This window comes from Pedobacter sp. Leaf216, from assembly GCF_001421515.1.
In the GTDB taxonomy this organism is placed as follows: domain Bacteria; phylum Bacteroidota; class Bacteroidia; order Sphingobacteriales; family Sphingobacteriaceae; genus Pedobacter.
The window spans coordinates 511409-536469 of the sequence record NZ_LMKM01000012.1 but is presented as its reverse complement, the minus strand read 5'-3'; the positions used below and the strand labels follow the sequence as shown (position 1 = coordinate 536469).

At 39.3% G+C, this 25061-nt stretch carries 14 protein-coding genes; 8 read left to right on the top strand and 6 right to left on the bottom strand.

Going from position 1 to position 25061, the window contains the following annotated elements:
• The 4 genes from recG to ASE74_RS12135 all read left to right on the top strand — a co-directional run bounded on the left by recG (window position 1) and on the right by ASE74_RS12135 (window position 9245).
• Window positions 1-2106, top strand: coding sequence for an ATP-dependent DNA helicase RecG (gene recG / locus ASE74_RS12150; protein ID WP_055909143.1), 2106 nt, complete (start codon window positions 1-3; stop codon window positions 2104-2106).
• Window positions 2107-2567: 461 nt separating this feature from the next.
• The gene (locus ASE74_RS12145) at window positions 2568-5840 is read left to right on the top strand and encodes a TonB-dependent receptor (protein WP_200912302.1); all 3273 of its coding nucleotides are present in this window, start codon (window positions 2568-2570) and stop codon (window positions 5838-5840) included.
• Window positions 5841-5873: 33 nt separating this feature from the next.
• Entirely contained in the window at window positions 5874-7748 is a 1875-nt protein-coding gene (locus tag ASE74_RS12140) for a RagB/SusD family nutrient uptake outer membrane protein (protein WP_055909526.1), read from the top strand.
• 174 nt (window positions 7749-7922) lie between these two features.
• Window positions 7923-9245: an MFS transporter gene (locus ASE74_RS12135; RefSeq protein ID WP_055909140.1), complete on the top strand. Its 1323-nt coding sequence runs from the start codon at window positions 7923-7925 to the stop codon at window positions 9243-9245.
• 1061 nt (window positions 9246-10306) lie between these two features.
• On the opposite strand, the gene ASE74_RS12120 is transcribed toward ASE74_RS12135, so the two are convergent.
• The 4 genes from ASE74_RS12120 to ASE74_RS12105 all read right to left on the bottom strand — a co-directional run bounded on the left by ASE74_RS12120 (window position 10307) and on the right by ASE74_RS12105 (window position 16441).
• Window positions 10307-10522: a PLDc N-terminal domain-containing protein gene (locus ASE74_RS12120; RefSeq protein WP_055909134.1), complete on the bottom strand. Its 216-nt coding sequence runs from the start codon at window positions 10520-10522 to the stop codon at window positions 10307-10309.
• Window positions 10523-10540: 18 nt separating this feature from the next.
• Window positions 10541-12292 carry an ABC transporter ATP-binding protein gene (locus ASE74_RS12115; protein WP_055909133.1) on the bottom strand — a complete coding sequence of 584 codons (1752 nt, stop codon included), beginning with the start codon at window positions 12290-12292 and terminating at the stop codon, window positions 10541-10543.
• Between the two features lie 102 nt (window positions 12293-12394).
• A complete protein-coding gene (locus ASE74_RS12110) occupies window positions 12395-15598 on the bottom strand; it encodes a TonB-dependent receptor (protein ID WP_082458752.1) in 3204 nt (1067 codons plus the stop codon).
• Between the two features lie 297 nt (window positions 15599-15895).
• Window positions 15896-16441 (bottom strand): transposase, encoded by a 546-nt coding sequence (locus ASE74_RS12105; RefSeq protein WP_055909126.1) that lies wholly within the window; start codon window positions 16439-16441, stop codon window positions 15896-15898.
• Between the two features lie 300 nt (window positions 16442-16741).
• Between ASE74_RS12105 and ASE74_RS12100 the strand changes: the two genes are divergently transcribed.
• The gene (locus tag ASE74_RS12100; RefSeq protein WP_157255408.1) at window positions 16742-17233 is read left to right on the top strand and encodes a hypothetical protein; all 492 of its coding nucleotides are present in this window, start codon (window positions 16742-16744) and stop codon (window positions 17231-17233) included.
• 304 nt (window positions 17234-17537) lie between these two features.
• Here the strand turns inward: ASE74_RS12100 and ASE74_RS12095 are convergent, their stop codons facing one another.
• Window positions 17538-18848 (bottom strand): amidohydrolase family protein, encoded by a 1311-nt coding sequence (locus tag ASE74_RS12095; RefSeq protein ID WP_055909119.1) that lies wholly within the window; start codon window positions 18846-18848, stop codon window positions 17538-17540.
• A 1-nt stretch (window position 18849) separates the two neighbouring features.
• Window positions 18850-21870 carry an amidohydrolase family protein gene (locus ASE74_RS12090; protein WP_055909117.1) on the bottom strand — a complete coding sequence of 1007 codons (3021 nt, stop codon included), beginning with the start codon at window positions 21868-21870 and terminating at the stop codon, window positions 18850-18852.
• Window positions 21871-21982: 112 nt separating this feature from the next.
• On the opposite strand from ASE74_RS12090, the gene ASE74_RS12085 reads away from it, so the two are divergent.
• The 3 genes from ASE74_RS12085 (at window position 21983) to ASE74_RS12075 (ending at window position 24999) form a co-directional block, all read left to right on the top strand.
• Complete coding sequence (locus ASE74_RS12085; RefSeq protein ID WP_055909114.1) at window positions 21983-22426, top strand: hypothetical protein; 444 nt, start codon at window positions 21983-21985, stop codon at window positions 22424-22426.
• 542 nt (window positions 22427-22968) lie between these two features.
• Window positions 22969-24366 carry an anthranilate synthase component I family protein gene (locus tag ASE74_RS12080; RefSeq protein WP_200912301.1) on the top strand — a complete coding sequence of 466 codons (1398 nt, stop codon included), beginning with the start codon at window positions 22969-22971 and terminating at the stop codon, window positions 24364-24366.
• Window positions 24367-24411: 45 nt separating this feature from the next.
• Window positions 24412-24999, top strand: a complete 588-nt coding sequence (locus ASE74_RS12075; protein ID WP_055909108.1) for an aminodeoxychorismate/anthranilate synthase component II — start codon at window positions 24412-24414, stop codon at window positions 24997-24999.
• Window positions 25000-25061: the final 62 nt, after the last annotated feature.

Here is a 25061-nt window from a genome sequence, read left to right as displayed (position 1 = left end):
TTGTTTAATTCGGTATTAGATACACCTGTTGAGTTTTTAAAAGGCGTTGGGCCAAGCAGGGCTGATGTTTTAAAAAAAGATTTAGGCCTCTTTACCTATGGGGATATGCTTTCGCATTATCCTTTTAGATATATAGACCGTACTAAATATTTTAAGATTAATCAGATCAATCCGGATGCTCAGTATATCCAGATCATCGGGCGGGTAATTAATAAAAAAGTTATCGGCGATAAAAGAGCAAAACGCATTGTTGCTGTTTTTAAAGATGAAACCGGAATTATGGAACTGGTTTGGTTCCAGAGCTTAAAGTGGGTTGATGAAAACATTACTGTTGGTACGGCATATGTTGCCTTCGGAAAGCCTACCATCTTTAATGGAACATTCAGTATCTCACATCCTGAAATGGAACTTTATCAGCGAAAACAGGTGGGCAGAGGAAACCTAACCTTACAGCCGGTTTATAACTCTACAGAAAAGCTGAAAAAATTTAATCTTGATTCAAAAGGTCTGCAACGTTTAATTGCGGGATTGTTAGATCAGGTTATTCCCCAGGTTCCTGAAACTTTACCTCAATATATTATTGATAAATACCAATTGCCAGATAAAAAGATGGCATTGTTAAATATCCATTTTCCTAAGAATCAAAAAGATTTAAGTGCTGCAGAGAGACGCTTGAAATTTGAAGAATTGTTTTTTATACAGTTACAGCTTTTACACAATAAGCATTTAAGGCAATTAAAATTTAAAGGGGTTACTTTTTATAAAGTAGGCGAGAAGGTGAACCGTTTTTACAAGGAGTTTTTACCTTTCGAATTAACCAATGCCCAAAAGCGTGTGGTTAAGGAAATCAGGATTGATACACAACGCGGTGTTCAAATGAACCGGCTTGTTCAGGGCGATGTAGGAAGTGGCAAAACGGCTGTTGCGCTAATGAGTATGTTATTGGCCAATGACAACGGCTATCAGGCTTGTATGATGGCTCCGACTGAAATTTTAGCACGGCAACATTATGCATCCATTACAGAGCTGGTAACAGATGATCTTGTTAGGGTGGCCATTCTAACCGGAAGTACGAAAAAGAAAGAGCGGACCATTTTACATGAGCAACTGGAAAATGGTGAAATAGACATTTTGATCGGAACGCATGCGCTGATTGAAGATAAAGTGCAATTTAATAATCTTGGTCTCGTGGTAATTGATGAACAGCATCGTTTTGGGGTAGAACAACGCGCCAAGCTTTGGCGTAAAAATATTATTCCTCCTCACATTCTGGTAATGACGGCCACGCCAATACCGCGTACCCTGGCAATGACCTTATACGGTGATCTGGATGTTTCAGTAATCGATGAATTGCCCGCTGGCAGGAAACCTATAGAAACTAAACATCTTTTCGAAGGCCAACGCCTTAGGATGTTCGGTTTTATGAAACAGGAAATTGCCAAAGGCCGACAGGTTTACATTGTTTACCCGTTAATAAAGGAAAGCGAAAAGTTAGATCTTCTTCATCTTGAAGCAGGTATAGAGCAATTGAGTTATCAGTTTCCACGGCCTGATTACCAAATGAGTATTGTACACGGCCAAATGCCCAATGCAGATAAGCAGTTCGAAATGCAACAGTTTATTGAAGGTAAAAGTCAAATTATGGTGGCCACCACAGTTATAGAAGTGGGTGTAAACGTGCCTAATGCTTCTGTGATGGTAATTGAAAATGCCGAAAGATTTGGGCTTTCGCAGCTCCACCAATTGCGCGGCAGGGTAGGCCGGGGGGCAGAACAGTCATTCTGTATTTTAATGAGTAGTAATAAACTGAGTAAAGAAGGTAAAATCCGTTTAGAAACCATGGTAAGAACCAACAATGGATTCGAGATTTCGGAGATCGACCTGCAATTGCGCGGCCCTGGCGATATTACAGGAACTCAACAGAGTGGTGTGCTTGATTTGAAACTTGCTGATCTGGCAAAAGATCAAATTATCTTAGCAGAAGCCCGTAATACAGTAATTGAGCTTTTCGAAAATGATCCGCAATTGGAAAAGCCCGATAACATAGTATTAAAAGCCTACCTGCAAAAGTTAGAAAGAGGCATCTCTTTTGATAAAATAAGTTAGTGCTATAACTTATTTAAACTTTTTAAATCTCCACTTACTTCATATTTACAATAATATTTACTGCTGTATAATAAGTTATACTTTGTGTAGTGATGTAATTGTTTTTTTACGAGTGTGCCCCTCATAAATATTATTTTACCCCCTTTTTTAAATCCTGAATATTCCTATATTGCGTACAACCAAATATGAACTGTATAGTCGGCAATTCTAAATATGGGTACGTCGTACACAGTAGATTTTAACCCCAAATGTGCTTATTTATAAGATAAGGGTGGTTAACAATGGTTAACACTGATTTATTGATTCGTTTAGAGCAATTGAATAAATTCTTTGCGAGAATATGCTGTAGCTATTTGTTTCGGTAAATCATATTTTAATCATGCGTATTATGACAGCTCTATATTACGCATGGGTATTAAAGTGCATTACAATCAATATCTAACCAAAATAAATTGAAAACTATGAAAAAAAATCTATTAAAGACTTTTGCCAGAAGTAGCATGTTTCTTGTTTGCGGTGGTGGTCTAATTTTTTCTCCGTTTAGCAGCAGATCCGCTGATGCTGTATTGCACGAAAAATCCCCTCTTGATTTTTACAAACCTCCGCTTCAGGATATTACTGTAAAAGGGCAGGTTACTGATGCTAAAGGTCCAATTCCTGGTGTGAGTGTTAAACTAAAGGGTGGTGCCGCAAGCACGGTAACAGATGGATCTGGTAAATTTAGCATTAAAGTGCCCGAGGATGCTACATTAGTATTTACCTATGTGGGTTATGTGGATCAGGAAGTGCAGGTGAAAAACCAAACGAATATCAATGTCCGTTTATTAGAAAACAATCAAAATTTATCAGAAGTAGTGGTAGTGGGTTATGGAACCCAAAAAAAAGCGGTAGTTTCTGGTGCCGTTGCTTCTGTAAAAGGTACCGAACTTGCAAAATCATCATCTGTAAACTTAACCAATTCGTTAGCCGGCCGCTTACCTGGTGTTACTGCCCTGCAGGGAAGTGGAGAGCCTGGTTATGATGGCTCTACCATCCGTATCCGCGGAATAAACTCGCTTGGAAATAATAATGCTTTAATTGTAATTGATGGGATTCCTAATCGTGCCGGGGGTATTGAACGTTTAAATCCAAATGATATCGAAAGTGTATCCGTATTAAAAGATGCATCTGCCGCTATTTATGGTTCGCAGGCTGCAAATGGCGTAATTCTGATCACCACTAAATTGGGTAAATCAGGCAAGCCGCAGTTCTCTTATGATTTTAGCTACGGTTTACAGCAGCCTACAAGAATACCAAAAATGGCTAATTCTGTTCAGTATGCCGAAATTTTAAACGAGTTGAACATTTTCGGTTCTGATCTAAATCCAAACGAATGGACAGCCGCATGGAATAGCTTCAAAAGTACAGGTTCTTACCTTTCTACCGGAGGAAAAACGATTAATGCGGCCTTCAAGCCTGATGAAATCAGAAAATTTGGTGATGGGTCAGATCCGTTAAGGTATCCAAACACCGATTGGTTTAAAACTACTTTCCAAACGTGGACACCTCAGCAAAAGCATAACGTACAGATTAATGGCGGAAGTGAAAATGTAAAATACCTGGTTTCATTGGGCTACCTTGATCAGGATGCCTACTATAAAAAATCGGCAACAGGTTATAAACAGTACGATATGCGTTTTAATCTAGAAGCAAAGCTGAGTAAATACATTACCACCACCTTAGGGGTAACCGCACGAGAGGAAGATCGTAATTTCCCTACCGTAGGGGCTGGTGATATATTCAGGTTTTTAATGAGGGGCCGCCCGAACGAAATTGCCATTTGGCCTACCGGACAACCGGGCAGGGATATCGAATATGGTTATAATCCGGTGGTATCTACTACCGATTTAACAGGTTATAACAAAGATGTTCGCGATTACTTTCAAACTACAGGAAAAGTAGAAATTAAAATTCCTGGTGTAGATGGATTAAAAGTAACCGGAACCGCGGCTATTGATAAATATTCAGGCAGGCAAAAAAACTGGCAACTGCCATGGACACTCTACGACTGGGATAAAAAAACTTTTGCAGCAGATGGGGTAACGCCAGTATTAACAGGTACTGTACGCTCTCAATATACCGACCCGAGGCTTAGGGAAACTGCAGGCGGACAGCTCGCTGTAAACCTGACCGGAATGGTTAATTATGATAAAAAAATTGGCGATCATAATATTGGCTTAATGGCTGGTGTAACACGCGAAACCGTAAATAATGATGGTTTTACCGCTTTTAGAAGGTATTATATATCTTCTTCAGTTCAGGAGTTACTTGCTGGTGATGAACGTGAGCAATCTTTAGGAAATAATCCCGGCGACCCGAATAACTTGTTTAAAAGGGCGCGCTTAAGCTATTTTGGTAGGGCAGGTTATAACTATAAAGAGAAATACCTTGCAGAATTTTTATGGCGGGTTGACGGATCTTATATCTTCCCAACCGATAGGCGTTTCGGCTTCTTCCCTGGGGTATCAGTTGGATGGCGTTTATCTGAAGAACCGTTCTTTAAAGATAATGTGAAGTTCATCAATAACCTTAAAATACGGGCATCTTACGGACAGATGGGTGCTGAAGCCTATTTTGGAGATGCTTTACAGGAATATCAATACCTCAGCTTAATGAATTTCGGAAACTACATCTTTAATGATTTAGTAACCAAAACCTTAACCGAAGGCAAAGTGCCCAATTTTAATTTTGGATGGGAAGTGGCCAATAATACCAACATTGGTTTAGATGCATCTTTCTTAAATAATAAACTATCATTGGAGTTTGATTATTTCTATAACAAACGGACCAACATCCTGATCAGCAGAGGCAGTTCTGTGCCAGAAAGCTCAGGCATTACCGATCGTTTACCCCCTGTAAACCTGGGTAAGGTAAATAACAAAGGTTTCGAATTTAAATTAAGTTATAACGACCAGGTTGGCGATTTAAACTTTGGTGTAAGTGTAAACGGGGGATACGCCAAAAACAAAATCATATTTTGGGATGAAACACCTGGTGCACCAGAATGGCAACGTTCTACAGGCAGGGTAACCAGTTCATGGCTGGTATATGATTATGATGGCGTATTTAAAGATCAGGCTGATATTAATGCAAATACCCTTAATTATAGCGCACTTACCGGAACACTTCGCCCAGGCGATATGAAGTTTAAAGACATTAACGGTGACGGTAAAATTAATGCTGATGATAAAATACGATTGGATAAAAACGGAACGCCAACTTTTACCGGCGGTGTAAATTTTAATTTGCAATATAAAGGTTTCGATTTATCGGTACTTATTCAAGGTGCAACCGGTGGAATGCAGATTGTTGGTTTAACAGAATCGGGCGATATCGGTAACTTCTTAGAATGGTCGTACCTGAACCGTTGGAGCATTGATAATCCAAGTTCGGTAAATCCGCGCTTATCCAACCGGGGTGCTACCTATTATACCGATAGCAATAATGCATTAAACAATACCTATTGGTTGCGTAGCAATAACTACATCAGGCTTAAAAATGTAGAGCTAGGGTATACTTTGCCAACCACGCTAGTAGAAAAAGCTGGGTTAAACAGTGTAAGGGTTTATTCAAATGGCCTCAACCTGGCTACGCTGGATAAAATCAAGATATGGGATCCAGAATCTACCAACACCAGCGGGCAATATTATCCTCAAGCCAGGGTAATTAATTTTGGTATTAAAGCCACTTTTTAAATGTATAGCTATTTATCAATTACAATGAAAAATATGAAAGCAATAATTCAGAATAGAAATCTATATCTATTGATTTTTGTTACCTTTTTTGCATTTGCATGTAAGAAAGACTTCTTAAATGTAGAATCACCTGGCCAAGTACCTTCCGAATCGGTATGGAAAGATCCTGCAACTGCACAGGCCTTTGTTAACGATATTTATAACGGCTTGGGCAACGGAGGTTTTTCTGAGCAAATGTTGGCATCCGTATCCGATGAAGCATTATTTACACACCCTACGCGCGGTATCGATCTTATTAATAACGCCACCATCAATCCCTCTACACTAGGTTGGGTAGATGATACCTGGGCATACAAACAAATGTATAACCGCATCAGGGCATGTAATATTACTATTGAAAAAATTACCAGTGGTGATAATGCACTTACCAGCCAGGCGTTAAAAGATCAGTTACTTGGCGAAGCTTATTTTTTAAGGGCCTATTTTTACCACCAGTTGTTGCGTTTCTACGGTGCAGTGCCTTTAGTAACTAAAATTTATGTGCTCGATGATAACTATAACGTTAAGCGCAACACTTATGAGGAATGTGTAAACTTTATTGTAAAAGATTGCGATGAAGCCAATAAATTATTAACCGGTAAGGCCATGGAAAAAGGGCGAACCACTGCTCTTGCCGCTTTGGCCCTTAAATCGAGAGTGCTGATATATGCTGCAAGCGATTTACACAACAGAGCCAAACTTACTGAGAAGGTTAAAAATATTGATGTTAAAACGTTAGATTTTTTAAGTTATGCAAGTGGCGATCAGGCAGAACGTTATCGCCTTGCACAAACAGCCGCAGATGCTGTTATCAAATTGGGTACAGGATATAAATTAGATCTTAATGCTCCGGCCTCTGTAGCCGATGGACAGGTAAATTATAAAAGTATTGCCATGGGCGGGGCCAGTAAAGCACCAGGGATAGATGCTACCGCTGCTTCAGAATTAATTTTTGCACGTTATTTTATTATCCAAAGCAACATTAAACATGCGCAGCAAAATGGTCCGAACGGTTACCACAACTGGGCAGGTAATACGCCTATCGGTTTATTGGTTGATGATTATGAGATGAAAGATGGCAGCAAATTTAGCTGGGCAAACCCTGCCCAAAAAGCCAACCCTTATCAGGATAGAGATCCTCGTTTTTATGCCACCATTTTATACGATGGTGCCGGATGGAAACCCCGCGATAAAGCATCAGGCAATGTTGATCCGGCAAGTCAGATCCAAACTGGAGTATATGATTTAATTGATAATGGTGCCCGTATAGACTTTAAGGGATTGGATACACGCGCAAGTTCTATCGAAAACTGGAACGGCAGCTGGACGGGTTACTACTACCACAAATTTATCGATCCAGATCCAACAATTGTAGATGCCTCTATGTCGCAAAATGTGCCCTGGCCTTTCTTTAGGTATACCGAAGCGGTATTTAATTATATCGAGGCCAGTATTGAGCTGGGCGAATTAAGTAAGGCGACCAATTGGTTAAATAAAATTCGTTTCCGGGCAGGTATGCCGGCAGTAACCGCCACAGATCAGGAGGGATTACGAGCAATTTATCGCCACGAACGCCGTATTGAAATGGCTTACGAAGAACAACGTTACCATGATACCCGCCGCTGGTTAATTGCAGGTGAAACATTGGGCAGGAAAACCACCTACATTAAAGTTACCGGTAAATTTAAACCTGGTAAAACCATGTCTGCACCATATCATTACGATAATACCATTTACGATTATACATATAGTCCGGTAGAGGAGAATGCGCAAGAGAGCAGGAGTTGGAACGATAAACTTTATTTCAGGCCATTTAGTCGCGATGAAGTAAATAAGAATAATATGCTCGATCAAAACCCTGGCTACTAAGCCTCTATTTTAAATGCCCGATGGATAATTTTATTCATCGGGCATTTTTATGCTCAAAATTTCAGCTTAGCAAGGGCAACTTTACCTTTAAATAGCTAAAAGAATAATCTTATTGTATATCCATTCCTGTTTTTAATTTTCATAACGTAGTTTTGCATATAACTTTTTTTTCCTGTGGCAGATTCAGATCCCAACTCCGTTATCGCAAAACACGATCCTTACGCAGCATTGCGTTTTAGAGAGTTCCGCTCTTATTTAGGCATGCGTTTTTTCTTCACTTTTGCCTACCAGATGCAGGCGGTAGTACTTGGAATTTATATTTATCACGTTACAAAAGATCCATTGGCACTCGGTTTTATTGGTCTTTGTGAGGCCATACCCGCCATAGGAATTGCACTATATGGAGGTTATGTAGCCGATAAAAGTGAAAAAAGAGGCTTACTGCTTAAAGTATTTATAGGGGTATTTATTTGTACCATCATTATGTTGCTGGTAACCCTTTCGCAATTTAACCTTCAGCAATTCAATATCATCTTCACCTTATTTAATTTTAAGGTAAACCTTGTAGCCCTCATCATGTATGTACTCGTATTTGGGATGGGCATTGCCAGAGGATTTTTTGGTCCGGCTACATTTTCTTTAATGGCGCAAATTTTGCCTAAAGAGCTATATCCCAATGCAAGTACCTGGAGCAGCTCAAGCTGGCAAATGGCTTCCATTTTAGGGCCGGCAATTGGTGGCATTACCTACGGTTTCTTCGGCATCACCGTTACTTACATGGTTATTATAACTTTCGTATTTATTGCGCTGATTTGTATTTTCTTCTTAAAAGTGCATCCTCCACAGTTTATACCCAAAGAAAATATTAAAGAAAGTTTGCTGAAAGGGATAAACTTTGTATTTAAAACCAAAATGATGGTATGGGCAATGAGTTTAGATCTCTTTTCGGTATTTTTCGGAGGAGCTGTGGCAATATTGCCTGTATTTGCCAACGATATTTTAAAAGTTGGGCCCGAAGGTTTAGGCTTTATGCGGGCTGCGGTTTCTGCAGGCTCAGTATTTACCATGCTCGCCATGACGCGCTTTTCGCCAATGAACAAACCATGGCGCAATTTACTAATCGCCGTAACAGGTTTCGGCTTAAGCATCATCTGCTGGAGCTTATCTAAAAATTTCTACCTCACACTCTTTTTTTTATTTCTGGAGGGGTCTTTCGATAGCATCAGCGTAATCATCAGATCTACAATTATGCAATTGTTAACCCCCGATGAAATGCGAGGACGGGTTTCGGCCGTAAACAGTATGTTTATTGGTTCATCTAACGAAATTGGCGCATTCGAATCAGGCCTCACCGCGAAGCTGATGCGTACCATCCCTTCAGTGGTTTTTGGTGGAACAATGACGCTCGCCATTGCCGGAATTACTTGGTTAAAAACGAAATCGTTAACCAAGCTGAGTCTGCAGGATATTAATGAGCATACTACTAAAGCGGATTAATCGAATAAAGAAAATACGATAAGAATATTTTTGTAGATGATTTTGGGCATGCCCCAAGCTGCGCAAGGGTCGGGCTATACGTTTCAATCTTTTTTTGATGAAGGATCAAAAAAAGGATTTCCACTGCTATCCCTCATGCAAAAAAAAAGGAAAACAATTGTGCCTTTGTTTTGGGAGRTAAATTATTAATGGTCTGTGAGGACAGAGACCATGGGGATAGGATACGATAAGAATATTTTTGTAGATGATTTTGGGCATGCCCCAAGCTGCGCAAGGGTCGGGCTATACGTTCAATCTTTTTTTGATGAAGGATCAAAAAAAGGATTTCCACTGCTATCCCTCATGCAAAAAAAGAAAACCATTGTGCCTTTGTTTTGGGAGGTAATTTATTAATGGTCTGTGGGGACACAGACCATGGGGATAAGATATGATAAGAATATTTTTGTAGATGATTTTGGGCATGCCCCAAGCTGCGCAAGGGTCGGGCTATACGTTCCAATCTTTTTTTTATGAAGGATCAAAAAAAGGATTTCCACTGCTATCCCTCATGCAAAAAAGAGAAAACCATTGTGCCTTTGTTTTTGGAGGTAAATTATTAATAGTCTGTGGGGGCACAGACCATGGGGATTTAATTAAAAGAGTTGTCAAATTAATAGCGCGGTTGCCAGAAAGTTGACAACTCTAAAATTCTAAATAAAAGGTCTGTGGGGATACAGATCATGGAGATTTAATTAAAAGAGTTGTCAAATTAATAGCGCGATTGCTAGAAATTTGACAACTCTAAAATTCTTAATGGTAAAATAATAAATGTTCTGTGGAGACACGGACCATGGGGATTTAATTAAAAGAGTTGTCAACTTTAATAGCTCGTTTGCCAGAAAGTTGACAACTCTAAATTCTAAATGGTAAAATAATAAATGGTCTGTGGGGATTGAAAAAGAGTTGTCAAATTAATAGCGCGGTTGCTAGAAAGTTGACAACTCTAAAATTTTTAATGGTAAAAAACAAATGGTCTGTGAGCACACAGACCATTGAGATAATGATACAAACTATACCATCAATTAAAACTTCTTATTCTTGCCCCACATCAAGTAAATGATCGAACCCAAAAAAGGAGCCAAGAGGATAATGATAAACCATAGTACTTTAACCGAAAAACCAATGTTGCTGTTTCTCGATATATGGTACAATGCCACTAATATTAATGCCAGCCAAAGTATGGCCGCAATAATAATAACCATCGCAATCTGATTGCTTTCAACCTGTGCTAGTAACATAACAATAATTTTTTGTTCCTAAGCTTCAACAACTCGCTCGCCAATTTGTTGGCGCCACATGGCCTGATATAAACCATTTTGTGCAATTAACTCTTCATGGCGCCCCTGCTCAATGATATGGCCTTTCTCTAAAACGTAAATTTTATCGGCATGTTTAATGGTCGATAAGCGGTGGGCAATCAATATCGTAATGTGGTCGGTTAAATCTGAAACCGAACGGATGGTTTTGGTAATTTCTTCTTCTGTAATCGAATCCAAAGAGGAAGTGGCTTCATCAAAAACCAAAATATCAGGTTGGCGCAGTAAAGCCCTCGCAATTGATAAACGTTGTTTTTCGCCTCCTGAAACCTTAACACCACCTTCGCCGATTAACGAATCTAAACCTTTATCTGCACGTGCCAGTAAAGTTTGGCAGGCTGCCTGGTTCAATACTTTAAAACATTCCTCATCGGTTGCATTAGGATTTACAAACAATAGGTTTTCTCTAATCGTACCCGAAAATAATTGCGTATCCTGTGTTACAAAACCAATTTTCTCCCTTAAGGCATCAAGATCTATATCATTACTCGGAATGCCATTGTATAAAATTTCCCCTTCTTTTGGTTGATACAAGCCAACGAGCAATTTAACCAATGTAGTTTTGCCTGAACCCGACGGACCAACAAAAGCAATGGTTTGGCCGTTATGTGTTTTAAAGGAAATGTTTTCTAAAGCATTTCTGTTCGCCGTTTGGTGTTTAAAGCCTACATCGCTAAAAGTAAGGTCTTTAATTTTGGTAATCGAAGTAGGGTTCTCCGGTTTCTTATCAATTGGTGTACTCAAAATCTTTTTAAAGTTCCCTAATGATACTTCAGCCTCACGCCAGGTTAAAATTACATTACCAAGCTCCTGCAATGGGCCAAAAAGGAAGAAGGAGTAAAAAAGAAATGAAAAATACTGTCCGGCGGTAATAGAATTATCGAAAATAAGCAACAGCAGAACCAGCACCATTGTACTGCGCACCAGGTTTACCGTAGTACCCTGAACAAAGCTCATACTGCGCACATATTTTACTTTTTTAAGCTCCAGGCCTAAAATTTTGTAAGTGGTTTTGTTTAGCCTTTCTATTTCCTGATCGGCCAATCCTAAACTTTTAACCAGTTCGATATTTCTTAATGATTCGGTGGTTGAACCCGCTAAAGCAGTGGTTTCGCCAACGATAGAACGTTGTATGGTTTTAATTTTGCGACTTAAAAACCAGCTCACAAAACTGATGATCGGAATGGCAGAGAAATAAACCAAAGTAACTTTATAACTTACCGAAACCGAATACACGATTACGAAAATCATTCCGATTAGGCTTACAAAAAGGATGCTGATAAAAGCAGTGATAAACTTCTCCGAATCTAAGCGTACCTTTTGCAAAATACCCAGGGTTTCGCCGCTACGTTGATCTTCAAAAACCTGATAAGGTAATTTTAATGAGTGCTGTAAACCATCGGCATACATTTTTGCACCCACCTTTTGTACAATTACACTGGTAAAATAATCCTGAAAGTTTTTAGCAATACGCGAAACCATTGCCGCACCAATTGCCAAACCGATTAAGCCCAACGAGCCCCAAAGGTACTGGCTGTAAGTAAGCGAATCTTTTTTATTGATAAAACGGTCTAAAATTCGACCTGTGATGTATGGATCTAAGAGTGAAAAGCCAATATTTATACCTGCCAGCAAGAGCGCCAAAGCCACAATCCACTTGTGGTGTTTCAGGTAGTTAAGTAATAATCCCATTAAGTTTTGTTGTTTATAAATGCAAACATAAAAAAAGGGAACGGATAAAAATCCATTCCCCTTTTTTATGACTTTAAGCTAAGATACTTAGCTAATATTTAATTAAAAACCGTAACGTAAACCGATTTGTATTTGCCAAGGGTTGCCCGATGGGGTAACAATACCAGTGTTGTTTACACGATAAGTATAAGCTTTGTTTGCGGTATCAAATGCGCTAACCGCATATAAAGCCTGGTTGCCCAAAGTTTCATTTACGCCCCATTTTTTGTTAAGCAGGTTTGCAAAATTAAATACATCGCCAGAGAATTCGATACTGTGCTTTTTATTAAGGTGAAGTTGATAACTTAACTTTAAATCAACAATGCCAAAAAAGTCATTCACACCGCCATTTCGCTCTGCTATCTCACCAGAGTATTTATTGATATAATCTTTTAAACTTTGGCTTGCGTTTGGATTATCCAATAACGTTTGTAAGCCTGTACGAACATTTGCAGGTACAGTTTGATTGTTTCTGTCAAACACATAAGCCAAATCGTTTGTAGCCACAAAATCACCATTGATATTGCCGCCTGCCAACAAACTATACCGCGTTCCACCAATACCAGAGTAGCGAACACCTAACCTAAAGCCATAAAAACTTGGCGAGGTGCCATAAATAACAACCTTATTGCGGAATTGATTATCTGAATAAGACATTTTGCTTAAATCTCTCGGATCATCTTTAACAGGCAAAGATAAGGTAGCAGAGTTTGCCACGTTGCCATTATATGATGTATTATCTTTTGTATCGTTATAAGTATAACTCGCCGAGATTTCTCCATCCTTAAAATAATTCCACGTCGCATCTAAAACTACAGCGAACTGATTTACTTTCCCTTTACTGTTTAATTCTAACACACGGCCAAACTGGTTGGTTAAACGTCCGCCTTTCCAATCGGCAACACCATTGCTTGCTGTGATACTCGAAGTTGGTACAAATACACCACGGTTACCTTCATTAGCCAGGGTAAAGTAAGGATTTCCTGCCATGTTTTTATCTACATACATGTAGTTGTTACGGCCAAGGGTTGCATAACCCGTAATGCCAACCTTAAGTTTATCGGTAATTAATTTACTGTATGATAAGTTGGCTTTATAAACCACTGGAATTTTTGCATCCTCGGCATAAGTATTAATCGTTGGTACCTGTAAAGCTGTTAATGAAGGGGTAGCAACAGAACCATTTCTATAACCTATAAAGTTTGGTGTGGGTACATCTTTGCCAAAAACATCAACTGTTGCCAAGTGTTTACCATCAAAGGTTAAGTTGTTAATGGTTACATAATTGTTCACATCCGAACCGAAGATACCTGCTCCAAAACGTACAAAATCTGTTCTGTTTTCGTTAATATCCCAGTTAAATTGGATTCTTGGCTGAATTAAAAATTGTTTTAACTCATTATCCGTTCTTACGCCAATGGCATCAAAAAGTTGTTGGTTAAGCGGCGATTTAGGATACGTGCTGTAATCGATACGTAAGCCACCTATAAAATCTAAACCTTTAGCCAGTTTGGTTTGCATTTGGCCGTAAACAGCGGCATTCCAAATGCCGGCTTTAACAGTTGGATCTGCAACCAATGGTACTTCGCGGTAAAATCTATTTGGCGCAAGGTTGTTAAAGTTTGTAATTGCCGGTACTTCGATCTTTTTTGTAGGGTCGTTTGGAAAAGCAGGATCCTGAATCTGAGAAGTTGAATATTCGAAACGGCCGTTTACCTCACTACCATAAAGCGATTTTGCATTGGTATACATTACATCAACACCAAATGTATATTTAACCTTATCGGTATTATAGTAAAAGTTATCTACTAATTGAAAAACATTATTGGTAAAACCTTCCTGCCCGAAACGGTGGCCACCAATTTGGATCGCAGTAGAAATTCCCTTGGTACCATCAGCAAGGTCTGATTTTATGTTTCCTACAATTGCTCTTGGAATGGCACCCGTTAATTCATCATTCTGCGTACTTGCCTGGTAAGTATATAAATGCTGTATTTTTAATTCGTTGGTAATTTTGCTGCTGATGGTTGAACGTAAAGTTGCCAATAAATTATTGTCAACGTTTTTATCGTTACCATAACTTTCGTAGAAGTTAATCGCAGTATTATCAGCCAAACCTAATGGGTTTCTGTCGTTCGTATAATTATCACGAATGGTTAACAAATTTCTATCATTAATTTGCCAGTCTAAACGGGCAAAAGCAGCATCAGATCCACGTTTTTTATCGAAAGAACCATACTGAGGGGTGTTTGCTACGCCATATTTAGTACGTGCAACATCCAAAAACTGTGCTAAAGTACTGTTCGTAATTCTGAAACGGGCTTCATCAGCAGGGCCATTTACATCGGCAATAATTAATGGGCGGGCATCTTTCTGATGATCTAAACCCACGAAATAATGTAATTTATCTTTAATAATCGGTCCACCCAACGTAAAACCGTATTGATAAGTAGAGAAATCGTTATCGCGCTTTACGCCTCTGATATCATAACGTGATGATAACCAATCAGCCCTTCCGTAACCAAATGCGCTTCCACTTACTGTATTTGTACCCGATTTGGTTACTGCAGTTACGGTACCTCCACCGGCTCTACCCAAAGTTACATCGTATTGGTTGGTTACTACTTTAAACTCACGAACAGCCTCAATAGAAATTGAGTATGGCGCACCACTTCTACTGGTTGTACTACCAGCTGATGTTGGGTTTTTAGCATTCATACCATCAATGGTATAATTTGTAGATGAACCCAACTGGCCCGATATATTGCCGCCGCGACTTAACGGAGATAAATCCATTAAATTGGAAAAGTTACGCCCATTTACAGGTAATTGGTTCATTGTTTTAGCAGAAATTTCTGTAGAAGCACCAAAGTTTTGAACTTTGTTTCTTAAACCTGAAGCGATTACCTGCACGGCTTCTAAATCTTGTGAAGCTTCCTGCATGGTGATACCCACCTTAACCACATCGCCAAGGTTTAACATATAGCCATTTCTGGTTTGCTCGCCAAAACCCACATAAACTGCTTTTACCGAATATGGCCCACCCAAAGGAAGCTCTTTAAAAGTGTACTCGCCCTGGGCATTGGTAGAGGTTTTGGTGGTAAACCCTGTAGAGTTGTTTTTGATCTGTACAGAAACCCCGGGAATAGGCTTTTTCTGTTGATCGGTTATAATACCAGAGATTGATGCCTGCGTGGTTTGCGCACTTGCCCGGTTGTAGACAATGCAAAACAGTAGCGACACTGCAATAAGTAAATTTTTCATCATGATTATTTTTCTGATTTTTTATGATGACAAAGATGTTAATGTGGTGTTAAGCCGAATTAGATTTAATATTATGAAATGGTTTAGTGATTGCCCTTTTTATAGGCTGATGTTAAAATAAAATGTTACTCATAAATTAATACTGCCCCTGAGTGTTAAATTAATGTTAACCTTACGCTTAAGCACACGCGGGACGCGTGCGCCAGCGCTTCGGTTGTATTTAACTTTCGCTAGCGCACGCGTCCCGCGTGTGCTACTTTAATAATTTAGCATACGCTGCCGCGTGTGCTATAAAAAAAATTAAAGTTCATTCAATTCTATCAATCCTTTACCTCCGCTATAGTCTATCGCGCTACTGTATTTCCAATGCCAGGCCTCGTTAACATAGCCAGCAACAACCGGATTTTCGTGCAGGTAATTGGCCTTTTGCTCAATAACTTCGGCACTCCATAATTCTATAGGTTGATTGTTATGTTGCCAAAATTGATATTCTGTAACGTTACTGCTTTTTGAGCCTGCCCGCTTAAACATCCACAGCAGCCATTCTTTTCTGCTTTCTTTACCATTCTCTTTAATGGCCTTCACAATTTGTTTGGAAGTATATTCTTTTATCCTACCGAGCAGCTTATCTGGATTATTGTTTTTTGCACTAAATATTAAATGCACATGACTTGTCATAATACACCAGCAGTGGAGTTCCAAACCAAGGTTTTTTGTACAATAAGTTAAGCAATCAACAAAAATGTCGCAGTATATGCGTCTAACAAAAATATCCAACCAATATACTGTGGCAAAACTTACAAAGTATAATCCCTCTTTATTATGGAATTTATATTTACGGCTCATTTCTGTATTTTTTATTGCCAGTGCATGAGCAAAAGCATGTATAACTTTTATAAATTAATACGAATAAACCATTTTAACCTTGGGAGGGTTGGTGGGGTATGGTTTTTTATAGAGATGATTATGATTTAAATATAGGAAAAAATATAATACTTAACGTTGGCACACGCATCGCGCGTGCGCCAGCAATTGAATAAATTATCTTGGTTTTACCAATAATGATTAAATTAATATTAATCACTTAATTTTACTTGTAAAGCAAATCTATTTAGTGTTGGGGGGCACCGATGATAACCGATGGATATGGAAATACAGTTAGAAGAAAATATACCTTTAAATGATGAAGATCTAAAGCATATAGCAAGTATGGAAGAAGGAGTTAAAAAGGTTCTCCCAATGGTTTTAGGGGGAAGTATATTTTTATTGATGGCTTTTACTGCGCTACTGTTGAAAGACCACTTTGCAGATTTTAAGTACTACGATTATATTTTATTTGTAGGTGCGGGCTTTGCTATGTATGGTTTTTGCTATTGCTTTGCCTGGCTGGTAATGAGCTACGATAGTGCCAATTGGAAAAAGGATAAAGCCAGGGGTAAAAACAAATTAATTAGTGTAGTGATCAACCGTGATAAAACAGAACATGCAGAATACCTGACTTTTGCCGGACCAGCTAAAAAAGATAAAATAAGAATCAGGGTAAAACCCAAAGATTATTCCCGTTATTCGGTAGGTACAAAACTAACCGTTGTCTATTTAAAATTTAGTAAAGAGGCGCTTGAACTTACTGAGATTTGATTATAAGTATGAAACGTTCCTACGGAACGGAAAAAACAACCATGTTTTTTCCACCTGGGATTCGTCCCGATGGGACGATATAAGACTGTAATATTCACAGATCGTCCCATCGGGACGAATCCTAGGGAGCCAATTTTATAATTGGTGTTTTAGTCCAGATATGGACGTTTGATGATCAGCCGTAAAGCCAGCCAAATCGTTATTAAACAAAAAACGGCCGGTAAATTAATATCGGCCGTTCTAATTTTAAGCTTTAACAGTCAATTAACCGGTTTAAACAATTAACCAGTTAACCATTAAAATGCTATTTCTTTTCGGCGGTATATTTATCGCTGAATTTTTTATCCAATTGTTTGTGCAGGTTATCAAGATTTATATCTCTGCCCTGTATAAATGCTTGTTCCACTTTATTGGTACGCATATCTAAAGCATCGCCTGCCGAGATAAAGAAAGTGGCATCTTTACCGGTTTCAATACTGCCCGTAATTTTATCAACGCCCATTGCTTTGGCTGCATTTAAAGTAATGGTAGATAATGCTTTTTCTTTATCCAAACCCCATGCAGTAACCGTACCCGCCATAAAAGGGAGGTTGCGTTGTTGCCAGTAACCATCAATACTCAATACCACGTTTAAGCCGGCATTGGCCAAAACAGCAGCGTTTTTATAAGGCATATTTACATCATCATCATTGTTGTTGGGTAAAGCATGAGGCTGTTTAACCACCAGGGTAATGTTGTTCTCTTTTAAGAAATCGATAATCAGGTAAGCTTCATCAGCACCCGTAATTACAGGCGTAATGCCAAACTTTTTGGCGAAATTAACAGCTGCAACGATATCTTTCTGACTATCGGCCGCGATAAACAGTTTTTCGTTGCCTGCAAATACTTTCTTCATCGCTTCGAAACGCGTGTTAATCACTTCTGGTTTGCCCATTTCCGAATAAGCTTTAGCCTCAGCAAAAAAGGAGGTTAACTGCGCAATGGCTGCCTGTGTTCTTTCCGCTAACGATTCTGGCGATTGCTGCGGCCGGCCGAAGCCTCCAAAACCACCTCTAAAACGAGGCGTAACAGGCCAGGTCATGTGCATGGCGTCATCCGTTTTAAGTGCTGCATCTTCCCAGTTCCAGGCATCGAGCTGCACAACTGATGAACTGCCCGAAACCGTACCGCCCTGTGGAGTTGGCTGTGCCATTAACACCCCATTGCTGCGCAACGTGGCCGGAACTTTCGAATCGGTATTATACGCTACAATCGAACGGATGTGCGAATTAAAATCGCCGATTTCCTGAAAATCCAATGTTGCTTTTACCGCTTCAATTTCTGTTAGGCCTAAATTTGTAGTAGCGGCAATAAAGCCCGGGTAAATGTGTTTGCCAGTAGCTACAATACGTAACACATCATCTTGTGGTACCTGGCCATTGGCCGTAACCGAAATAATTTTACCGTTACCAAAAAGGATGGTGCCATTTTCAATTATTGTTCCATTACCTACATGTACTGTGGCACCGGTAATGGCTATCGTTTTACTTTGTTTTTTGGCTGGCGAAATGTTTGCCTGCGCAAAACACATCAGGCTCGAAGCCGAAAAAGCCAGACTGAATAAATATGTTTTCATGTTAGTGTGCATGTTCTTTCTCGGTTAATTCTGCAGAATAGTTTTCTAAAGTTTCGCAATTGTATAATCGTGGTGCATCACCCATTGGGCGTTGTGTGCGGCCGCCTTTACTTTTGCTATCCAACATTTTTTGAATCAGGCGGGCTTTTTCTGCCTGTTGTGTTTTAATCACCAAGGCATCTTTATCAATGTCCCAATACGGAATACCATCAACAAATGTTTTTTCAGCGCGGGCATAAATAGAAAGTGGGTTGGCTGTCCATATTACCACATCGGCATCCTTACCAGCTTTTAAACTGCCCACTTTATCATCAATATGAAGCATTCTGGCCGGATTAAGCGTTACAAATTTAAGCGCATATTCTTCAGGCACGTTACCATACAATACCGATTTTCCTGCTTCCTGGTTTAAGTGGCGTGCCATTTCGGCATCGTCTGAGTTAAAGGCTGTAGTAATACCCACGTTGTGCATAATTTTTCCATTGTAGGGAATGGCCTCGGCAACTTCGTTTTTATATGCCCACCAATCAGAAAAGGTAGAGCCTGCAATGCCATGTGCTTTCATTTTGTCGGCCACTTTATAACCTTCTAAAATGTGCGTAAAAGTGTTTATTTTAAATCCTAAGCTATCTGCAACATGTATTAACATGTTAATTTCGCTCTGTACATAAGAGTGGCAGGTAATGAAACGTTTATTGTTCAGGATTTCTACAATAGCATCTAGCTCTAAATCTTTACGTACACTATTGCCTTTAACCGAAATTGCTTTTGCATACTCTTTTGCGCGGGTAAACTCATCTACAAAAGTTTGCTCTACCCCCATCCGCGTAACCGGGAAACGTGCACCAGTACCAAAGTTGCTCTGTTTAACATTTTCGCCCAGGGCAAACTTGATGAAACCATCAGCACCAGCAAATTTTAAATCTTCGGGCGATTTACCCCAACGGAGTTTAATCAACTGCGACTGACCGCCAATTGGGTTAGCCGAGCCATGCAGGATATGCGAAGTGGTAACACCACCGGCCAGCTGGCGGTAAATGTTCACATCTTCAGAGTTGATAATATCGGCAACACGAACCTCGGCAGATACCGATTGCGCACCTTCATTAATGCCACCAGCACCGGCAATGTGCGAGTGTTCATCAATAATACCGGCAGTGACGTGTTTGCCCGTAGCATCAATTACTTTTGCACCACTTGCCGAAAGGTTTTTACCAACGGCTTTAATCTTTCCGTTTTCCAAAAGTACATCAGCATTTAAAAGAACACCATCTTTCTCATTCGTCCATACAGTACCATTTTTAATTAATACGGTTTCCTGTTTAGGTAATTCAGTACTCCCAAAGGCAGAAAAAGGATAAATAACAGGGCCTAATGCCAAGGTTGCTTTAGGCTCATCTTTTTTAGGAGTATCTTTTGCGGCCTCTTTGTAAGTAGCAGTAAATTTACCGCTGGTGCCATCAGCCAATGCCGATTCGCCTTTTATAGTTACCGGGTTTGCAGAGGTGATGTAACCGCTTAAGCGGATATCGCCTTTCGGACTTTTCTTTAAATTGAAATTGATGCTTACCCAATCTCCGTTTCTGGTAAAAGTGGCAGTGGTTTTTACGCTATCTGTACCCAATCTTTCAATTGCAGCGGTAGAACCGCCACCTGTTCCTGTTATCTTTAGCGTTAAAGCACCAACACCATCAACATTTAAGTTGTAAGTGCCGCGTACATCACTTACATCCATTTTGTTTACGATGAAGCGTTTGCCCTGAACCCAGTTTTCGAAAATAATGTTTCCGTTTTTAAATAAATTATCAGATGAGATTAAAAAGTTAGCCACTTTTCCTTTTTCAAGGGAACCTACTTTATCACTGATACCCAACAATGAAGCAGGTATTTCGGTAACCGATTGTAAGGCTTGCTTTTCGGTTAAGCCATTTTCTATCGCCGTGCGGATGTTCGTCCAAAAATCGCGGCTGTTCTCTAATCCAAAAGCAGTTAAAGCAAATTTAATTCCTGCTTTTTCTAAGCTTGCCGGGTTGGTAGGTGCAAGTTCCCAGCCCTTCATTTGCGATAAAGTCAGGTTTCTGGCTTCCGCAGGATCTTCAACATCATAAGCTTTAGGGAAAGTTAATGGAATAATTAAGCTTGCTCCGGTCGCTTTTACCTCGTTTATGCGCTGGTATTCATCACCGGTTGATTTAATGATGTATTTCTTGCCAAACTCTTTGCCAATTTTATCTGCACGGAGAATGTTCTGCCAGCCATCAACTTCAAAAATCTGCGGCATAGTTTGTTGTTTGCCAAATTCATCCAAAGAGATGTTATACTCATCTTTTTGTTTGCCATACCATTGCGCATCGTAATAAGTTTGGCGCAATAAGGCAATCGAACCCATGAGTGAGGTAGGGTAATCATTAGATGAAGTGCCTTTGTTAAACGAATAGTTCGCTGCGGTTTGGTCTTTCAAAATAACGCTGTTATCTGCACCTTCGTTTAAAGTTACTGCTGCAGACACTCCACGGGCAATGCCATCTCTACTGATTACATTAACACTTCCGAAACCTGCTTTACGCAATTCGTCGGCCTTTTTAGTATCGGTAGAAAAAATATTTTTAACATACGTTTCAGGTCTGATGGATTCGTTCCAGCCATACGCACCTTTTTTGGTCGAAACAAAAATAGATTGTCGCTGACCACCAAAGCCCCGTTGTTGTGCAGGTGCTTCGGCCAGGCCATAGCTTGTAAAAGCATCAATTAACGATGGGTAAACAAATTTCCCTTTTAAATCGATTACCACATAACCTTTTGGTACGGCCAAACCAGCGCCAACGCCCTGTATGGTTTGTCCTTTAATTAAAAGTGTGGCATTTGATAAGGTTTGGTTGGCATTTACTACAATAGTTGCGTTGGTAAAGGCAAACATTCCAGGTCTGGTATCAAAAGAGCCGTTAACAGGGAAGGTTGTTTGCTGTGCAAACAAAAATGTAGTAGAAAATACCAGCCCAATGGCAAGTAAAATTTTCTTCATAATAAGTTTAGTGTTTAATTTGTTTAAAACTAATATAAATTAGTGTTCATTCTACTGAATATCCTATATTTTACAATTAATGACTATTTTTGGCTAAACATATTTGATAAAAATGTACAACATCGTAAAATCTGCGCACTCCGGATGGCGCTACATCGTATTAATTTTATTGGTTATCGCTGTAATCAATGCTTTATCGGGCTGGTTAGGCAATAAAACATACACAGAAGGTAACCGCAAGCTGAATGTTTTTACATTGATTAGTGTACATATTCAGTTTTTGATTGGCCTGGTACTGTTTTTTTTAAGTCCGTTAACCAAATTACCTATGAGCAATGCTATTGGCCGGTACTTTAAGGCAGAACATACCTCAATGATGATTATTGCAATTATTTTAATCACGATTGGAAATGCAAAATCGAAAAAGGTAACAGAAGCAGTTGCAAAACACCGTACTATTGCTGTTTTCTTCGGCCTGGCCTTGATTTTAATTATTGTAGCTATTTTATTAATGGTTAAAGATGTTCCGGGAAGATCATTCTTTGGGGTTTCTTAACCGGTATTTCTACATGTAATATATAAAGTCCTGCTTCAAAAGAGCAGGATTTTTTTATTGCTTTATGCGATTTGTTATATCTGGCTTGTAGCGATCAAAGATTGCTTCCCTGGCTGAAAAGGCCATCTCGCAATAACGAAATGGGTAAGGAATCTTCATCTTGAATGGAGAGATCTGTTAAGTAGATTTCCCAACTGCGCTGCACTCCGATCAAAAAGATGATATTGGGCAAAAGAAACTTTTAATTCGGATGCAACACTTCCATCTTTTAACCGCTTACTAAACTTATTTTCATAAATATTTCCATTTTTCAAAATTCTTTATATTTTTGTGGCTCATGATCAACAATATACATACCTGGCTTTGGCAAAGTAATTCGAACGGATTGCGCTGGCTGCGTATGAACAAAATATAGTTTATCAACCTAAACCTTATTAAAGAACCATTAAAGCCCGGCGTAGAACCACACGCCGGGCTTTTTATTGTTAAAAAATACGAAATGCAAACCTTAAGCCCTATAGCTTACACCATTTACCTTTATCATGTATAAAATAAATACGACTTACAAAAAAATGCTTGCCGATACCACAACGCCAGTGAGCATTTATTTACGCTTACGTGATGTGTACCCCAACAGCATCCTGTTAGAAAGTTCCGATTACCACAGCAGAGAAAACTCAATGAGCTTTGTTTGTGCAGATCCTGTTGCGGGCATCATTTTAAAGGGCTCAAGATTGGAATCTTATTTCCCTGATGGCACGGTAGAAATTACAGAAAGCAAAAACCTTATTGATGAAATAGCCGATTTTAAAGATAAATTCAGAGAAACTGAATTGCCTGAAATCAAGTTTATTTCTAGCGGTTTATTTGGTTACTTTACCTGGAATGCTGTGCAGCATTTTGAGGATATTAAGTTTACTTCTGAAACACCCGAGGGTGAAGATATTCCGGAAATGCAATACCATTTGTACCGCTACATTATTGCCATCGATCATTTCAAAAATGAAATTACGCTTTTCAAAAATACTTTTGAAGGAGAGGAGGAAGGCGGATTGGAGAAAATGGAATACCTGATTCAGAATAAAAATTATCCTGAATATAAGTTTCAATTGCGCGGTGCAGAAAGCTCTAATCTTACCGATCAGGGTTTTATGGATTTGGTAGAGAAACTTCAAAAGCACATTTACCGCGGGGATGTTTTTCAGATTGTACCTTCGAGGGCATTTAAACAAGCTTTCTCTGGCGATGAATTTAATGTTTACCGTTGCCTGCGTTCTATAAATCCATCACCATATCTGTTTTATTTTGATTACGGGAACTTCAAATTATTTGGTTCTTCACCAGAAGCACAAATCACCATTAAAAACAATACCGCAAATATTTTCCCCATCGCAGGTACTTTTAAACGCAGCGGAAACGACATTGAAGATGCCGAACAAGCCCGTAAACTAGAGCAGGATCCTAAAGAAAGTGCAGAACATGTAATGCTTGTTGATTTGGCAAGGAACGACCTGAGCCGACACTGTAACCGTGTTGAAGTAAAATCATTTAAAGAAGTACAATACTACTCCCACCTGATTCACCTGGTTAGCAAAGTAAGCGGGCATTTGCAGGAAGATGTAAGTGCTTTTAAAGTAGTTGCAGATACTTACCCAGCGGGTACTTTAAGTGGTGCGCCAAAATACAAAGCCATGCAGCTGATTGATGAAAACGAAAAACTCGGCAGAAATTTTTATGCAGGAGCAATTGGTTTTATGGGTTTTAATGAAGATTTTAACCATGCCATTATGATTAGAACATTTATGAGCAAGAACAATGAATTGCATTATCGGGCCGGTGCAGGCATTGTGGCCGATTCTGTTCCGGAAACCGAAATGCAGGAAGTAAATAATAAAATTGCAGCCCTGCGTAAAGCACTGCAAATGGCAGAGGGTATATAGTTGGGAGTTTTTAGTTTGGAGTAAAATCCGTTAACAGGAAATAAAATGGAAAATATAGATAAAAAAACCGTCTTAGTAATCGATAACTATGATAGTTTTACCTACAACCTCGTACATTTAATTAATGAGGTAGGTTATGAAGCTGAAGTTTGGAGAAACGATAAATTCGACTTGGCAGATGTAGATAAATATGATAAAATTTTGCTTTCACCAGGCCCGGGAATACCTGAAGAGGCCGGTTTATTGCTGGATGTGATCAAGACTTATGCACCTACAAAAAGTATTTTTGGCGTATGTTTAGGTCAGCAGGCCATTGCCGAGGTTTTTGGCGGAACTTTATTAAATTTAGGCAGACCAATGCATGGAATTGCCACTCCGGTAACCGTTGTGGATGGAGATGAGCCATTGTTTTGGGAATGCCCGCAAACAATAAATGTTGGCCGTTACCACAGTTGGGTGGTAAGTAAGGACAACTTTCCTTCGTGTTTAAAAATTACGGCAAGAGATCATAAAAGTGAGATTATGGCTTTAAGGCACGAAACATTGGATGTGCGTGGTGTACAGTTTCACCCCGAAAGCGTACTTACCGAGTATGGTAAACAGATGATGCAAAATTGGTTAATGACCCCCTAGCCCCCTGAAGGGGAATGAAAACCCAAGTAACTTAAAGTTTAAAATTGATTATAACAGAAATA

Coding starts and splice junctions, on each gene's coding strand:
- ASE74_RS12145 (WP_200912302.1), top strand. CDS start 2,568: ATGAAAAAAAATCTATTAAAGACTTTTGCCAGAAGTAGCATGTTTCTT.
- ASE74_RS12140 (WP_055909526.1), top strand. CDS start 5,874: ATGAAAGCAATAATTCAGAATAGAAATCTATATCTATTGATTTTTGTT.
- ASE74_RS12120 (WP_055909134.1), bottom strand. CDS start 10,522: ATGTTACTAGCACAGGTTGAAAGCAATCAGATTGCGATGGTTATTATT.
- ASE74_RS12115 (WP_055909133.1), bottom strand. CDS start 12,292: ATGGGATTATTACTTAACTACCTGAAACACCACAAGTGGATTGTGGCT.
- ASE74_RS12110 (WP_082458752.1), bottom strand. CDS start 15,598: ATGATGAAAAATTTACTTATTGCAGTGTCGCTACTGTTTTGCATTGTC.
- ASE74_RS12105 (WP_055909126.1), bottom strand. CDS start 16,441: ATGAGCCGTAAATATAAATTCCATAATAAAGAGGGATTATACTTTGTA.
- ASE74_RS12100 (WP_157255408.1), top strand. CDS start 16,742: ATGGAAATACAGTTAGAAGAAAATATACCTTTAAATGATGAAGATCTA.
- ASE74_RS12095 (WP_055909119.1), bottom strand. CDS start 18,848: ATGAAAACATATTTATTCAGTCTGGCTTTTTCGGCTTCGAGCCTGATG.
- ASE74_RS12090 (WP_055909117.1), bottom strand. CDS start 21,870: ATGAAGAAAATTTTACTTGCCATTGGGCTGGTATTTTCTACTACATTT.
- ASE74_RS12085 (WP_055909114.1), top strand. CDS start 21,983: ATGTACAACATCGTAAAATCTGCGCACTCCGGATGGCGCTACATCGTA.
- ASE74_RS12080 (WP_200912301.1), top strand. CDS start 22,969: ATGTATAAAATAAATACGACTTACAAAAAAATGCTTGCCGATACCACA.
- ASE74_RS12075 (WP_055909108.1), top strand. CDS start 24,412: ATGGAAAATATAGATAAAAAAACCGTCTTAGTAATCGATAACTATGAT.